A 14218-nucleotide genomic window follows, 5' to 3' on the forward strand; every position below is an offset into this window, starting at 1 on the left:
GATCAGCGACCGCTACCCAGCCAGCATCACGTCTCTGAGGACCCGCAGGTGCGACGCCGTCACCACCACGGATGCCGGCGACACGCGACCTGACCGATCGCCAAGTCCTGCCCGACGGCAGCTCGGGTCGACGCGCCTGCAGCGGGCGTGGATGGCGTTGGCCTACGCTCCGGCTGGCAGTCGAATCGCACAAGCCGGGCAGCAACGGGATCAGCGCGTTGATGCGGCCCGATCAACGTCGCGACTTTCGTTCACCCAGATGTGGATGTCGCTCGCCCACTCCTCGAAACGAGGCGCGAGGGGCTTGCCGCGCTGCGACCAGCGGTGCCACGGTTAGCGAGGTTGCTGGCTGCGGCGACGACCGCGCCGGGGGGCCTTTCCTTGAGAGGCGGAGTTGGTGATGGTCTCACGCGGTTCAGCGTCGCTGCACGGCCGTGAGTCCGAGCGCCAGCTCCTTGGTGACCTCCTCCAGACGGCGACCGGCGGTACCAGCGCAGTCATGGTTGTCCAGGGCGACGCCGGGATCGGTAAGTCAGCGCTGCTCGACTCCCTGGAGGACGAAGCAAACGGTTGGCGGGTACTGCGCGCGTCAGGTGTTCAGTCGGAAATGGAGATCGCCTTCGCCGGCCTGCACCAGTTGTGCGGCGTCCTCTTGCCCGCATTGCCAGCGCTCCCACCGCCCCAGGCAGAGGCACTCGCCACGGCCTTCGGGTTAGCTCCAGGAGCCCCGCCGGACAGGTTCATGGTCGGACTCGCGACCCTCAACCTGCTGACCGAGGACACAGACGTCCAGCCGTTGCTGTGCTTGATCGACGATGCCCAATGGCTCGATCAGACCTCCCTGCAAACCCTGACCTTCGTCGCGCGTCGCCTCCTTGCCGAGCAGGTCGTCCTGGTCTTTGCCACGAGGCCGGGCGAGAACGACAGCGTATGGACCGGGCTACCTCAGTTGATCCTCTCGGGACTGTCGGCGCCTGATTCGGCAGCCCTTCTGGAATCAGTGGTCCCCCAGAGTCTGGACGCACGAGTCCGTAACCGCATCCTGGCCGAGAGCAAGGGGAACCCGCTCGCGCTCCTAGAGCTCGGTCGACAATCGTCCGCAACAGACCTGAATTTCGGCATCGAGCCCTCCCGCTCTCAATCGGTCGCTGACCGTGTCGAGCGTCAGTTCCAAGCCGAACTGGGGCAACTGCCAGAGGCGACTCAGAAACTTCTCTTGATAGCCGCGGCCGACCCGCTCGGCGACGTCGGGCTTCTCTGGCGCGCCGCAGCGACGCTGGGGGTAGATCCCGCTGCCATCGAGCCGGCCGAGACGTCCGGCGTCGTCGACCTTCACAACGGCGTTCAATTTCGTCACCCGCTGATGCGGTCTGCGGCCTACCAAAGTGCCGCGCTCGCCGAGCGCCAACAGGTACACCAGGCCTTGGCCGACGTCACGGACGCATTGCGCGACCCAGATCGCCGCGCTTGGCACCACGCGCAGAGCACTGCAGCGGCCGACGAAGACGTTGCCGCTGAACTTGAGACCGCCGCGGACCGTGCCATCGTCCGCGGCGGGCTGGCGGCTGCTGCCGCGTTCCTGACCCGCGCCGCTTTCCTCTCCCCTGCGGAAGATCGCCGGCTTGATCGTGAACTTCGCGCTGCCGAGACCGCCCTGGCCGCTGGAAACATCGAGGAAGTTCTGCACCTTCTCGACGCGCTCGATTCCGCCGCGCTCGACGGCCTGCGCGGCGCAAGGTTCGAGCTGCTCAGCGCCCAGATCGCCTTCGCATCCGCCAGAGGCGGCGACGCCCTCCTGTTGCTCCTGGCCGCTGCCCGGCGCCTCGAGCCGCTGGCTCCGTCGATGGCAGCCGACACGTTCCTGGCTGCAGTGCAGGCGGGTCTCTTTGCCGGGCGACTGGCTCCCGAGCCTGGCGTTGTCGAGGTGGCTCGAGTCGCCCGTTCGGCGTCCATGCCTGACGTCCCCCGCCGGAGCGACCAGATGCTTCTCGCGCTCTCGACGCTCTTGGTGGACGGGCTCGAGGTAGCTGCTCCCCAACTGCGACGTGCCTATGAGCCCTACCTCAGCGATGGCGTGCCGGTGGAGGAGTCGCTTCGCCTGTTACAGGTCACCACGGTCTCCGCGAACTACCTCTGGGATCTCGAATCCTCGATAGCCATGAGCGACCGGCTGGTCAACCTGGCACGAGAAGCAGGCGCTGTCATCACCCTGCAACTGGGGCTGACCGCAGCTGCCTACGCGCGCCTCTTCGCTGGAGACTTAGCGATAGCCGCCGCTCATCTCGACGAGGCACAGGAACTCTCTACGGCATCTGGCTCGCCGGTCCACCCCTACACGGCGGTTGCCATGGCGGGTTTCACTGGCGACCTGAACGAGGGTGCCGCCTTCGTGAGATCCGCGGAGCGGGCAGCCGAGGAGCGCGGCGAAGGCCTAGTCGTGTGCTTGTGCAAATGGTCTCTGGCGATGGCTTACAACGGCAACGGCAATTACGCCGAGGCGCTGGCACACTGTCGCGCCCTGCTTTTCAGGAATAGTGAGCACGTGCTGATGCTCGCGCCGTTCGAACTCGCGCCGAATGCCTGGGCGCTCGCGGAGCTTGTCGAGGCAGCGGTCCGGTGCGGAGACATGGCGGCCGCTGCCTCTGCAGTTGACGCACTTGCAGAGATCGCAGCGATAAGCGGGACAGATTGGTCCCTCGGAGTGGCAGCGTGCGCTCGCGCTCAGCTCAGTGCCGACGAGATCGCAGAAGAGCACTTCCTGGAGGCGATCGGGTACCTCGGCCGGAGCATTGCTCGCGTCGATCACGCGAGAGCGCTGCTCCTGTTCGGGGAGTGGCTGCACAAGGTCGGCCGTCGCGCGGCCGCGCGCGAACCTCTTCGCCAAGCGTATGACTCCTTCGTCGCCATGGGTGTGCGAGCGTTCGCCGAACGCGCCGGCCGAGAACTTTCGGCTACCGGAGCCGAGATCGTCGCTCGCGTCGACGAGTCGAAGCACCACGTCCTGTCCGCTCAGGAACTGCACATCGCTCGACTCGCGGCAGCCGGACGGACGAACCCGGAGATCGGGTCGGAGCTATTCCTCAGCAAGCACACCATCGAGTGGCATCTGCGCAAGGTATTCGCGAAGTTGAGCATCACCAGTCGCCACGAGCTCGGTGACGCCCTGGGAACCGCCCTTGCATAGGTGGCACAGCGGTAAACGCAGCGAGGCGGTGAGCACCACTCGAGCTCCAGTGACGACACGACGGGAGCCTGGGCACCCGGACCAGCCCTGAGCTCCGCTGCCGACTCGCTCACGAGTGAATCACGACGCATGTTGTCTGACCGTGCAGTTCGAGCGGCCCCGCCCCGCCTTCCGGAGGGGCAAACAGTCAGCCCCTGAAGTGGAGCACGATCCAACGCCGACCATCGGCCGCGTGGTCGTGCGCCACCGCCTAGCCACGGACCACGGACGCGTGGCTACGGACTGAACTACGGACCTCACCAGTGACCTCAGTGATGCGAGACTACGTGGTCGCGCGCGAGGCTCGAGGTTACGGCAGCGCGGGCCTGCTGTCGCTACGAAGACCATCAAGGAGCGTCGCGATGCCAGCCATACAGTCTCAGGACGCAGGTGCAGACCAAGAGGTCGGCCGGGCAGGAGGCGACCTGTCGATCGCCGTCACTGTCTACCTGTCGGAACGGACCCGGCTGCTCCATCTCGCCCAGCGGATCGTGGGGGACGCCGCCGCGGCCGAGGATGTCGTGCAGGACGCCTGGGTGCGTTGGCAGCGCGTCGACCGGACTGCGATTCACAATCCGGCGGCCTTCCTGACCACCGTCACCACCCACCTGGCCATCAACGTCATCCAGTCGGCCCGGCATCGACACGAGCTTCCCAGCGAGACGCTCGTCCTGCCGGTGAGCGCCTCGGCGAACCCGGTTGGGCACACCGAGCGCCGGGTCGCCATAGAGACCACACTCGGGTACTTGATGTCGAAGCTCGGCCCCGCCGAGTTGGCCGTCTTTGTGCTTCGCAAGTGCTTTGAGTACCCCTACGAGGACGTCGCCCAGGTCACCGGAGTGACCGTCCCGAACGCCCGTCAACTGGTTCGTCGGGCGCACATCAGTCTCTCAGCCACTGCAACGCGTCCAGTCGACATCGACGATCATCGCGAACTGGTCGCTGCGTTCACCGCGGCGGCTGACCTTGGAGAGATGGAGCGACTCCTGAGCTGGCTCGCAGCGTCGGCAGAGCGGCGACGTGACCGGCCGACGCGGCACCCGCGGCGAGCGATCCGCCCGACGCGCACGTGCACTGCAGGCGCCTCAAGGTCAGCGCCCCGTCAGAATGGAAGCAGCCATGAGCGATGACACCCGTGGCCAGCAGGGCCACGAACTAGAGGAAGTCCTCGACGCCGAGATCGAGCAAGCCCGAGCCGGACAGGATCCGGCCCGCGAGGACGAAGACGAGGTTGTCCGCTATCTGACCCGGTTACGTGAGCTCCGCGAAGTGGTCGTCGACCTGGAAAACGAGCCCCCGCTCGGCGAGATGTGAGAATCCGCGCGCCGCCTCTGGAGTCGTGCGGCCGACGTCTGGCGCCTACTCGCGGAAATTGATCGTCCGATGCGTCCCGTCGCAGAGCGGCTTGTTCCTCGACTGACCACATCGGCACAGCGTCACCCGGTTACGGGTCTCCCACGGCTGCCCGTCGGCGCGCAGGATCGAGATCCGGCCGGTCACCCACAGGGCACTTGCGAGCCCGTGTTCCTCCTCAACGACCGCGATCTCGGCCGGAAGGTCGGGCTCGATGGCTTCGTCTTCGGGTTCCACAGCGTAGGTGTACGACCCCGACGGGCAATGCTCGACCATCCACATGACGTGGGCGCGTGTGTCGGTGTCACCAGTGGAGGCGAGCCAGTCGTCGAGCTGCCGCGTGCGCCCCTCGCAGAACGCGGCGTGCATGCAGAGGCTGCTCACGCGTCGGATAGAGACTCCTTCACCCTGTGACATCCATCGTCGGCTCTCGTAGGAGCCGATCTTGGCGGTCTCGGTGCCGTCGAATCCGACCCGGAGATGGGAGTCGTCGCAGAATGGCTTGGCTGCCGAGTGACCACACCTACACAGCCTGTAGGTGGACCTAGTGGTCAATGACTCGGTCGTCTGCCAGGCCAAGGACTGGTCGTTCTCGGGCGCGAAGACCTTGAGCTTGCGCACCAGAGGGATGCCTCCATGGACCTCGTAGGGTCCATGCGGAAGGACCACGATCCGAGGTACCTCGTGGTCTCCTGAGTGCCCCGGCGCGTCGTGGATGCGCGCTTCGGGGCGGGCAGCCGCGACGAGGGCAACTGCTTGGGGGTCTGGGGCCTCGGCGGACGGATACTCGAAGGTCGGGCCTGCGGTCCCTGACCCGTCCTCCAGGGGCATCTGCATGAGGCTCTGAGCCTGGCCTTTGAGCGCGTACATCGCGCCGACGGCCGTGCCGAGGCTCTGGGGCGCTCCGTTGAAGGCTGTCTCCAACTGTTGGAGCAGTTGCCGGTAGCCGCGGTTGAACTCCTCCTGCGCCTCGCGGATCGGGTCCCCGGGCTCGCGGTCGCCGATCCGCGGGTCGCGCGCCATGGGGTGGACAGCGTTCCAGTCGATGGCCACCGCGGCGCCTGTCGGACCGGTCTGAGGGGTGTCTTCTCGGCGGTAGCGTCTGCCGAGCGCCAGTTCTTGGAAGCGGTAGTAGTGGCCGACCTCGTCGCGTTCGGGGTGGAACATCTCGTGGTCGCCGTCCCAGACGTGCTGATGCGCGGCGCCCTCCCCCTGCTCGACGATTTCACGAAGTGCCCGCATCGCTGAGGCGAGGTCCGTCACGGCCACGATCTGGCCGGCGCCGCCGTACGCCAGCTCGTTTGTCACCTGGCGGTCCGGGTCGCCGGAGAAGACATGCGATTCGCCGCGGCGCGCGCAGAGGCGACGGATTCCATCTTGGATGGCTTGATAGAACTGGCCGATCGTCTCGTAGTCGTCGCTCTCAGGGCGTGCTCCCGGCGGCGTGGGCTGCTCGATTCGGAGGAAGAGCTCGAGGGCTTCGTGACTGAAGGGGACCAAGGAGACTGCCGCGGACCGGTCGCCGTGCGGGAGGAAGGTCGGGTAGCCAGGCATCATCCGCGGTGCGTCAAGAACTGGTCTGCCACCGACTGCGTTGAGGAGGTTGGCGGCAAGCGTGAGGTGCAACATCTCCTCCATGAAGACGCTAGTGACGACCTCACTCGCCTCGGCGTTCTGGCCCGCCTGGAGGGAGTACAGCGCACACAAGTACGGCGGCAGGGTCGCGTGTTCGAGCTCGATCGCCCACTGCAGGTGCTCGCGGAGGCTCTCGATGCTCTCGATCGGTGCCCTCGATGGTGCGGCGTCCTTGGCGGGTTCGGTCGGGACCATGGATGCACCTTCCTCTCATCGGGACCTGCACAGGCGTCTTGGATGTCACCCATTCCGACCGCGCGCCAGCCACGGGTGTGACGTCCAGGCGCAGTTGGGCGCCGAGCTGGTCGGCTCGGCGCCCAACTGTTGGCGCGACCGCTCAGCGCGCGGATGCGACCGCCTTGGCGGCGCGCTCGATCACGCGGCTGACGGTGAGTGGTTCGGAGATCAGCCCGAGGTGACCGGCGTCGTAGTGAACGACCTTGGAGCCCGCCCGCTCGGCCATGGTCTCTTCCACCCCCGGAGGCACGATCTTGTCGTTGGCTCCGATGAGGTACCAGGATCGAATGGTGCGCCACGCCGGCGGCCCGGAGGGCTCGCTGAGAGCACCGAGGGTGGCGGGTCGCTGTGAGGCGGCCGCAACGGCCTTGTCGACGGCGTTCAGCCCCGTCGCGAACGACCGCAAGACGGTCGACCGCTTCAGGTAGAGGTCGGTGTCCGGGGTCGGCGGCAGGGTGCGCGGCACGAAGTCGAAGACGGTCGTGGGGTCTGCGACCGAGAGTGCCGACTCGGGACCGGCGAGGGCGATGGCGCTCTCCCCCTCGTCCGGCGCGAAGGCGTTGACATAGACCAGCGCCTCCACGTTCGGCAGACCAGTCGCCGCGTTGGTGATCACGGCACCACCGTAGGAGTGGCCGACGAGGACGACCGGTCCCTTGATGGTCTGGAGGAAGGCCCGAACTGATGCCGCGTCTCCGGACAGGGAGCGCAGCGGGTTGGCGATGGCGTAGACGCGGTAGCCGTCGCGCTGGAGCCGAATGACCACCCGCGTCCAGTTTGAGGCGTCGGCCCACGCACCGTGGACGAGCACGATGGTTGGCTTCTCCGGGCTGCGACCGGCCGCGGCCGCCCGTTGGGCACCCGCGGTCTGGACCGGGACGAGGCTGGCCAGCAGCAGCGCGAGTGCGGCAAGGACGATCGGCAGGGCGACGCGTCTCCTGTTGGTAGCGGTCGGAGTGATGTGGTCACGTCGTGTCATGGTTGTCCCTCTTCTGTGAGTTGGGCGCTCCGAGACTCCGGCCTTGTGGTCCGGTGGGACGCGGCGCGTGCGCCGCGGCGTTCGGGAGCCGAGTGAGTGGGATCGGCTCGAACAGATGACCGGACAGGACGAGGCCGCGTGACAGTCGCGCAAATCGGCGGTTGAGAAACCCTGCTTCAGTTGGGTTGGCACTTCGCAGGTGCGGCGGTAGCGTCCGAAGCTGTGGCGAGCCAGACGCCCGGCCTTGGACCTGATGAGGGCCTCGAAATCACAGACTTCAACGAGGTCGCAGCGACTGAGTTGGAGCGATCTGCTGGGCTCGCGGGCGTCCGATCGGGCGCGGCTGCCGCAGCAGAATTGCTCCAGCGTGCTGCCGAGCGGACTCCGGACGCCACGCGTCGAGGACGTCGTGCCTTGAACGCAGCCGGAGCTCGACTGGAGTCTGGCGGTCTGGATGGCGCCCGCGAGCTTCTCGCGATGGCCTCGACTTGTCCGCTAGGTGACGCCGACCGCGCCGAGCTCGCCCACCTGCGCGCTCGGTTCGAATTCGCAATACGCCGTGGCGTCGACGCGCCGCCGCAGCTGCTCCGCGCAGCGGAGATGTTCGAGTCCTGCGACCCTGACCGCGCACGTGAGGGCTACCTCGACGCGCTGGGGGCCACGATCTACGCGGGTCGCCTCCACTACGGAGCCGGTCCGGTCGAGGTAGCGGCGGCGGCTCGTCGTGGTGCGCCGCCTGGTACAACGTCACGTCCCACCGATCTGCTTCTCAATGCTCTGGTGTGCCGGCTCACCGACGGCTACATCGACAGCGTCGAGCTCCTACAGCAGGCGCTGACGCAGTTCACGGCTCAGGGCGCGGTCGACCCAGACGACTTCGTACGGTGGTTCTGGCTACCGTGGCTGATCGCTGCCGACCTGTGGGACGAAGAGAGCTGGCGCCTGATCGCCGACCGCGCCGTCGACCTCGTCCGTGCCACCGACGCGACAGTCGCCCTGCCGCTGGCGTTGGGCTACCGCGCGTTCGTGCTCCTTCACCGAGGAGAGTTCGCAGCCGCCGCAGAACTCGCAACTGAGGCTGAGGCGACCGCAGCAGCTACCGGAAGTGCACCGGTGAGGTATCCGTCGCTGGTCCTGGCCGCGTGGCGCGGCGATGACCCCGACGGTCTCCAGGCGAGGTTCTGCAGAGAGCTCGCGGACCTTACGGCACGTGGCGAAGCGCGCGGCATCGGTGGCGCCGCGTACGCGACAGCCCTGCTGCACAACGGACTCGGCCGACACGAAGCTGCGCTCGCAGCAGCGCGGGTGGCGTGCGAGTACGACGACCTAGGCATGCTGGGGCTTTCGCTCCTCGAACTGGTGGAAGCAGCGGTTCGTACCGGGGCGAGAGACGAGGCTGCGTCCGCGATGCGTCAACTGCAAGAACGGACGAACGTTGCAGCCACCGATTGGGCGCTTGGCGTCGGGGCGTGGGCTGACGCGTTGCTGGCCGAGGATGAGGACGCCGAGCCGCTGTACCTCGAGGCCATCCGTCGGCTGAGTCGTTGCCAGGCTGTTGTCCACTTGGGTCGCGCTCACCTGGCGTACGGCGAATGGCTGGTCCGAAACAACCACCGCAGGGACGCTCGCATTCAGCTGACGCGTGCTGAGTGCATCTTCCGGGAAGTCGGAGCCCAGGCGTTCGCTGAACGCGCTCGCCGCGAGTTGGTCGGCGCCCGTGCAGCGCTGCGACTTGTCCCAGACGAGGCGCCTTCGCCGACCACATGTCAGGAAGTTGAGATAGCCCAGGTCGCCGGCGACGATCTAACCGCAGTCCAGGCCGGGTCAGCCCTCTATCTGAGCAGGCACACCGTGGAGTGGTACATGAAGAAGTCCTTCGCCAGGTTAGGCATCGTATTGGGGGGCGACGGCGCGGGGTCTGAGAATCCTGACGTCTCCTAGACCCGCCACCAGCTCGTGCGTCGTACGGGTGGTGGCCACCCGGGCCTCCTGGTGAGCCCGGGAGCAGACAATCGCAGCTCTCCCCGCCGTCTGCCGCGTAGGAGAGAACCGCATCCCGATCATGCCCGGGCGGTCCTGCTGACGAGAATGCAACCCACGCCGCGCGTGGCTACGTCCGCTGGCACGGCAGGCGACCTCTCTCCGGTCGCTCCGGTGGTTCACAAACCGCTGGCCTCTCCGGTCAGTCAGGCGGATGCCTTAGTGCCCCGCGCTGGCTCCCAGCTCAAGCGCGCGGGACATGGCACGCAGGTGTGGGGACGCGAGAACGCACCTGTCTGGGACAGGAGAGGGCCGAGGAGAGGGTGGTTCGGATGGTTCAGCAGTCAGGGTCGCACCGACCAGGGACCTTCGGAGCGCCGTCGTCGGCGCTGGCGGTTCGCTCGGCTCCTGGCCGTTGGGTGCTCGTCGCCGCGGTACTTGGCTCGTCATTGGCGAGCGTCGACGCGACCGTCGTCACGATCGCTCTTCCGGCTATCGGCGCGGACCTCGGCGGATCCTTCGCCGGCCTTCAGTGGACGGTGACCGGATATACGCTGACGTTGGCGGCGCTGATTCTGCTGGCCGGAGCCGCCGGAGATCGGTTCGGCCGACGGCGAGTCTTCCTCTTCGGGGTGGTCTGGTTCACCGTGGCATCGGTGCTGTGTGCAGTCGCGCCCACCATGGCACTCCTCATCGCCGCACGAGTTCTCCAGGGTATCGGCGCCGCCCTGCTCACCCCCGGATCGCTGTCAATCATCGAGAGCGTCTTCCGCCCCGAGGACCGGTCGGCTGCCGTCGCCACGTGGGCGGGCTTCTCCGGTGTCGCTGGGGCACTCGCGCCCTTCGCCGGAGGCTGGCTGCTCGGCATCGGCACCTGGCGATGGGTCTTCCTCATCAACGTCCCCCTCGCACTCGTCGTCATCGGCCTGATGGTTCGATACGTCCCTGAAAGCCGAGACGAAGACTCGACTGCGCGCCTGGACTGGGCGGGGGCGGTGGCGACAAGCGTCGCGCTTGGTGGATTGACCTACGCGCTGATCGACGTGGGCCGCGATGGATGGTCGGCGGCGACGGCGATCGCCCTCGCCGTCACGGCCACAGCGGGGTGTGTCCTGGTCGCCGTGGAGAGAACCACGGACGCGCCGATCCTCTCCCCGCGCATCCTTCAGATCCGTCAGTTTCAGGCGGCGAACCTGGTGACCTTCCTGGCCTACGGCGCGATCGCCGTGTACTTCCTCATGCTCACGCTGCAGCTGCAGGTCGTATCGGGATGGTCGCCTCTGGCGGCGGGGCTCGCGACGACGCCCACCGTGATCTTGACGTTGGCTCTCTCCCGAGCGAGCGCGTCCCTGTCCGATCGCGTTGGCCCGCGGGTGCCGATGACGGTGGGTCCCCTGGTGCTCGCAGTGGCAACCCTGCTGGCGCTCTCGGCGGACGCGGACGCCGCGTTCGTCCCTGATGTCCTACCCAGCGTGACGGTCTTCGGGCTAGGCCTCGGCGTCTTCGTCGCGCCCCTGACCGCCACTGCGATCGGATCCGTTCCGGCGGCCCATGCGGGTGTTGCTTCAGGCGTGAACAACGCGGTGGCGCGAACAGCGTCCCTGATCGCGATCGCCGCTGTTCCTGTCCTCGCCGGGCTCAGTGGGGACGCGTTCTCAGACCCCACACAGTTCGAGTCCGGGTTCGCGACCTCGATGCTAATCTGCAGTGCGCTGTTCGTGCTCGCCGCACTAGCGGCTGCGACGGCCACCACGGGGCGGTCGACCACCGACGCCGACGACTAGCGATCCGGGCGCGTTAGTGCCGGACGACTCCCCATTGATCGGCCATTCCACCGCGTCATCGAGCTCCAGCGGACCACCGTTCGTCGAGGATGCGCCGCTCCGCGACCGAGGACGCGTGCGCGGCGACCAAGTCACGGATGGGCCGGGACATCGGTCGAGTTCTCAGGGACCGAGACCGAAGCCGGACCCTCCCCCACTGAGAAGGGAGACGCACGATGTGGGACACCCCCGACCACCAACAGGGCTACCTCTCGCACGACCTACCGTGCTCCTTCTGCGGGCACCCGATGCACACCTACCTCCCCTGCAGCGAGACCTGCGACTGCGGATCACACGAGCCGCCCGGCGCCGTCGCGCTGGTCGCCGCGTGAGCCTCGCGATGTCACGAAGCGTTGCCGCACCCGGTCGTAGCAGCAGAGCCGAGTCCTCGGCTTCGAACCAGTCGGCTTCGACCCCAGCGCAAGCGGGTGGTGCGAACGCACCGGGCGCCGGATCCGGCCACCGATGAAAGGACCCACCCCATGACGCTCCCCACGCAACAGCGCACACCGACGGGCGCCGGCAGCCCGACGGTCGTCCTCGTCCACGGATCCTGGGCGGACGCATCCAGCTGGAACGGCGTGCTGAACAAGCTCCACCACGCCGGGTTCGCCGTTCTGGCCCCGCCCAACCACCTGAGGTCACTGGCCGCTGACGCAGCGTCGGTGCGAGCCTTCGTCGATGCCATCCCGGGCCCAGTCGTCCTGGTCGGGCACTCCTACGGCGGCGCCGTGATCACCAACGCCGCGACCGGTGCTGCCAACGTCGAGGCTCTGGTGTACGTGAACGCGTTCATGCCGGACGAAGGCGAGAACGTCACCGCGCTGGCCGGACCCGACTCGTCGCTCTCAGCGGACCCGACCACGGTCTTCGACCTCGTTCCGCCCGTCTTCCCGCCGACCCCGGACACCGAGGTCTACCTGAAGCCCGACACGGTTCGCAACTCGTTCGCCATCGGACTACACAACCCAGTGAAGGCCCAGATCGCAGCCACCCAGCGGCCCGCCACGTTGGCCGCGCTCAACGAGCCGTCCGGTCCGCCCGCCTGGCGGTCGGTCCGCAGCTGGGCGTTCATCGGGACCGAGGACCTCATCATCCCGCCCGACGTGCAGCGATCGATGGCGTCGCGGGCCGGAGCCACCGTGACCGAGGTCCACGCCGGCCACCTCGGACTCATGACCGAACCGCGCGCGGTCGCGAAGGTCATCGAGCACGCCACCTCAGCCGTTGTCGCACGCTGACGGCGGGCGGCGGGCGGCGGGCGGATACGTCGTGAGCGGCGAGCAGCGTCAGCCGCCGACGCCCGCCGCCGCTTGCCGACTCGCGATCGGTGCACAACAGACTTTCCAGTGGAGTCCTCATGTCAGAGACCGGATACCTCGTCTGGTTCATCGTCAGCGCCGTCGTCGTGACCGCACTGCTGACGTTCGGCACGCTTGGAGCCGCCGGTGTGCTGCCCGGCCCGGCGCGAATCCTTAGTGGCATCGGTCGACTGGTTGGCACGTCGGTCCGCACCGGAAGCCGGACACCGCCCGCACGGGCTAACCGTGGAGACCTGGCCTCGTGAGCACTCTGCGGACCGGGCCGCACGACGTCCGACTTGTCGAGCACTTCGAGCGTCTGTACCTGCAGCACCCACCGATCGATCCTCGCTCGGTGGACTTCACCGTCCGGCGCCCGCGCGAGCTGCAAGAGCGATACGGAGCGGTCCTCGCCTACCTCGCACGAGTCGAACTCGAAGTCGAGCGCAACGTGCTGGAGCTGGACACGGTTCTGCCGAACGCGCCCGACGTCGACCGCATCTTCTACCGCGACGTCTGGGCGCCACAAGAAGAGCGCCACGGGGTGATCCTCGACGCCGTCACCGTGCAGATCGGAGAGCGGAGTGCTATGCCGGACCTAGGGTCGGTGAGCACGAAGCTGAAGGTCCTGGGCGTCCTGGGCCACCTCGACACGATCCAGGACCTCACTCCCATGCTCTACTACCTGACTGGGATGACCACCGAGCGATCCGCCGTCGTCGCCTACAACCATCTGTACGACGGCCTCATCGCGCTTGATGAGACCGCTGTCGCCGAGACAGCCATCGCCCCGATCCGTCGACAAGAACCGGGCCACTACGCCTTCTACCAGCTGTCCGCACGGCGTTTATGGAGCGAGCTCAGCGGCTGGCAACGGTACCTCGTTCGCTGGCTGCGCTCCCAGTCATTCGCACCGGTCGGGGCGAACGACGAGCGGCAGAAGGCGGCCTTCGGCTTGGTGCTCAACCGGCTCGACATCGACCAAGACCTCGACGGATTCGCGGCACAGGTGATACGCGCCGAACGCGAGCTTCTCTGGGCACATCGGCAGGGACTGAAGGTCCCCTCCTATGTCACGCGGGCGTTGCGCGAGGCCGTCGAGCTCGCGGCTCTGGATGCTCCTGCGACCCTTAAGTCCGGCCACCGCGGCGCGTTCGTGGCGCGATCGGCACCTCGACGTCACGAGCAGGCCCCTGGGAGGTCGACATGTTGGAGAAGTGGGAGACAGAAGCTCTGGCAGGTATCGAGCTCGAGCTACGAGCCGACGCGGAGTTCATGCGAGCGCTCGATGGCACATCGCGGAGAAGGGCACGCCTGCAACGCCTCCGGCGACGCAACCATCCCCGGTCGTTCCTCGTCTGGGCGATTCTCTACCCGCTCACCCAGCTGAGCGACGAGTGGCTGGGCGCCGTGATTCCCGGCTTCCTGGCCTCCATCTCGGCCTGTCTCGACCGCCACATCCAAGATCGTCGACGCCGCCACCGGCGAGCTGCTCCGCGAACTGACCCTGGACCCGAACAAGCGCTACCAGCCCATCAACTGACCGGCCCGGACCAAAGATGCCGGAGGGCCGAACCCACAGGAATTGGGTTCGGCCCTCCGTGATGTCTTGAGACATCACACAGTCGGGCTGACAGTGTGCTGGTTCAGGACATCGGTCACACGTGTCTCACGACATCGTGGACGG

The 14218-nt window shown here is 67.3% G+C and carries 11 protein-coding genes; 9 read left to right on the forward strand and 2 right to left on the reverse strand.

Annotated elements, in window-relative coordinates; genetic code table 11:
- Positions 1-400 precede the first annotated feature (400 nt).
- From PZ894_RS00610 to PZ894_RS00620, 3 genes are all read left to right on the forward strand, one after another.
- Positions 401-3184, forward strand: a complete 2784-nt coding sequence (locus PZ894_RS00610) for a helix-turn-helix transcriptional regulator (RefSeq protein ID WP_275741404.1) — start codon at positions 401-403, stop codon at positions 3182-3184.
- A 401-nt stretch (positions 3185-3585) separates the two neighbouring features.
- On the forward strand, positions 3586-4353 hold the full coding sequence (locus PZ894_RS00615; RefSeq protein WP_275741406.1) for a sigma-70 family RNA polymerase sigma factor: 768 nt from the start codon (positions 3586-3588) through the stop codon (positions 4351-4353).
- Entirely contained in the window at positions 4343-4537 is a 195-nt protein-coding gene (locus PZ894_RS00620) for a hypothetical protein (protein WP_275741408.1), read from the forward strand. The genes PZ894_RS00615 and PZ894_RS00620 overlap by 11 nt, the downstream gene beginning before the upstream one ends.
- A gap of 45 nt (positions 4538-4582) precedes the next feature.
- Here PZ894_RS00620 and PZ894_RS00625 read toward each other — a convergent pair whose 3' ends face one another.
- Positions 4583-6406 (reverse strand): ferritin-like domain-containing protein, encoded by a 1824-nt coding sequence (locus tag PZ894_RS00625; protein ID WP_275741410.1) that lies wholly within the window; start codon positions 6404-6406, stop codon positions 4583-4585.
- Positions 6407-6548: 142 nt separating this feature from the next.
- Positions 6549-7427: an alpha/beta hydrolase gene (locus PZ894_RS00630; protein ID WP_275741412.1), complete on the reverse strand. Its 879-nt coding sequence runs from the start codon at positions 7425-7427 to the stop codon at positions 6549-6551.
- Between the two features lie 222 nt (positions 7428-7649).
- On the opposite strand from PZ894_RS00630, the gene PZ894_RS00635 reads away from it, so the two are divergent.
- From PZ894_RS00635 to PZ894_RS00660, 6 genes are all read left to right on the forward strand, one after another.
- Positions 7650-9368 (forward strand): hypothetical protein, encoded by a 1719-nt coding sequence (locus tag PZ894_RS00635; protein WP_275741414.1) that lies wholly within the window; start codon positions 7650-7652, stop codon positions 9366-9368.
- A gap of 371 nt (positions 9369-9739) precedes the next feature.
- Positions 9740-11191: a DHA2 family efflux MFS transporter permease subunit gene (locus PZ894_RS00640; protein WP_275741417.1), complete on the forward strand. Its 1452-nt coding sequence runs from the start codon at positions 9740-9742 to the stop codon at positions 11189-11191.
- A gap of 215 nt (positions 11192-11406) precedes the next feature.
- The gene (locus PZ894_RS00645; RefSeq protein WP_275741419.1) at positions 11407-11562 is read left to right on the forward strand and encodes a hypothetical protein; all 156 of its coding nucleotides are present in this window, start codon (positions 11407-11409) and stop codon (positions 11560-11562) included.
- A 150-nt stretch (positions 11563-11712) separates the two neighbouring features.
- Positions 11713-12471, forward strand: coding sequence for an alpha/beta hydrolase (locus PZ894_RS00650; RefSeq protein ID WP_275741421.1), 759 nt, complete (start codon positions 11713-11715; stop codon positions 12469-12471).
- Between the two features lie 119 nt (positions 12472-12590).
- Positions 12591-12797 (forward strand): hypothetical protein, encoded by a 207-nt coding sequence (locus PZ894_RS00655; RefSeq protein ID WP_275741423.1) that lies wholly within the window; start codon positions 12591-12593, stop codon positions 12795-12797.
- A complete protein-coding gene (locus PZ894_RS00660; RefSeq protein ID WP_275741425.1) occupies positions 12794-13921 on the forward strand; it encodes a GTP-binding protein LepA in 1128 nt (375 codons plus the stop codon). The genes PZ894_RS00655 and PZ894_RS00660 overlap by 4 nt, the downstream gene beginning before the upstream one ends.
- Positions 13922-14218: the final 297 nt, after the last annotated feature.

It is taken from the genome of Nocardioides sp. YIM 152315, assembly GCF_029210375.1.
Lineage (GTDB): Bacteria > Actinomycetota > Actinomycetes > Propionibacteriales > Nocardioidaceae > Nocardioides.